Here is a 1,404-nt window from a genome sequence, read left to right as displayed (position 1 = left end):
GGCTCTTCTGCTGGACCTGTGGGTGTGATCATGCGGGTTGGCGGCGGGGCAGGGTGGGTCTGTTGCCGCCGAGGCAGAGTATGACGAGCGCGATGACGGCGTCGGCGCTGCGGAAGCCGAAGCGGCGGCGGATGATCAGGCGGGTCTTGGTGTTGGTCGACTCGATCAGGCCGTTGCTCAACTGCTCGGCGACGGCGGCCACGATGGCGTCGTAGTGCCGCTTGATCTTCCTCCGCAGGTCCAGGAAGGCGGGGATGCGGCAGCGCTGGGCCCAAGCGAGCCAGCGGTCCAGCGCGGCGACAGCGGCGGCCAGCCCCTCGGTCCTCGCGATCCGGTAGATCGTCCGCAGGCCCTCCTTGAGCAGGTAGGCGCGGTGCAGGCGGGGGTCGTTGGCGGCGATCCAGGCCAGTTTCGCGTTCTGCCGTTCGGTGAGGTCCTCGGGGTTCTTCCACAGCGCGTGACGCGAGTGCTTGAGCCTGCGGGCCAGCTCGGGGTCTGCGGCCCCGCGCCGGGCCCGGTTCCACGAGGCGCGGCGTTCCTCGTCCAGCGCGTCGGTGGCCCAGGCCACGACGTGGAAGGGGTCCATCGCGCGGATCGCGTTCGGGGCACGCTCGGCCACGACATCCGCGATCCACTCCGCGCCGTCCGCGCTGATATGCGTGAGCCGGTGGGCCCGCTGCTGGCCGAGCGCGTCGAAGAAGGAGCGCGGGACATCCTTGCCGTGGCCGTCGGACATCCACACGACGTGCCGGGTGTCGTGGTCGACGACGACGGTCATGTACTTCTGGCCCTTGCGATAGCTGATCTCGTCGATCCCGATCCGGCACAGGCCGGCGAGGCGGTCGATCCCGGCATCGGCGTCGCGTTGGTAGCGGGTGAGGATGGAGCCGACGGTGCGCCAGGCGATCCGCATCAGCTGCGCGGTCGCCGACTTCGAGCACTCGGTGGCCAGCCAGGCGACCTGCTGGTCGAAGTCGTAGGTGTGTCCGGCGTCGTGGCGCGCCCAGGGCACCGCGGCCACCACCACGCCGTGGCGCCGGCAGGACACCCGTGGCGCGTCGGCCTCCGGGTACAGCGGGAGCCCGGCGGCGTCCAGGTGCCGCCAGCGCCTGCGTCCGGCCCCGGCATCGAACCGCGGGCAGCGGCTGCCACAGATCCCGCACCGGCGACGCGCCCGGGCCCTCGGCCGCACCGCGACCACCATGACCTGCGCTTCCTCATCGAACCAGGCGTCCTCCGGCACCGCCTCCTCGCATCCGACCAGGTTCCTCAATACCGTGGTGAACCGCACGCCGTTCTCCCCGCGCGTTCGATCTCAGGCTTCAGCACCTCAAGATCTGCACGGGGGACGGCGTGTACTGCGTCAGGCGCTCCGAGCCGACCCACAGATGGAGCAGAAGAGCC

General features: G+C 70.9%; 1 protein-coding gene. It reads right to left on the bottom strand.

Annotation, left to right across the window (positions count from 1 at the left end; translation table 11 throughout):
- Positions 1 to 28: 28 nt before the first annotated feature.
- On the bottom strand, positions 29 to 1,291 hold the full coding sequence (locus tag ABH925_RS37655) for an ISL3 family transposase (RefSeq protein WP_370156147.1): 1,263 nt from the start codon (positions 1,289 to 1,291) through the stop codon (positions 29 to 31).
- Positions 1,292 to 1,404 lie beyond the last annotated feature (113 nt).

Origin of the sequence: Streptacidiphilus sp. EB129 (assembly GCF_041262645.1) — a bacterium.
In the GTDB taxonomy this organism is placed as follows: domain Bacteria; phylum Actinomycetota; class Actinomycetes; order Streptomycetales; family Streptomycetaceae; genus Streptacidiphilus.
The sequence above is the reverse complement of the archived record's forward strand: the minus strand, read 5'-3'. Positions and strand labels throughout refer to the sequence as shown.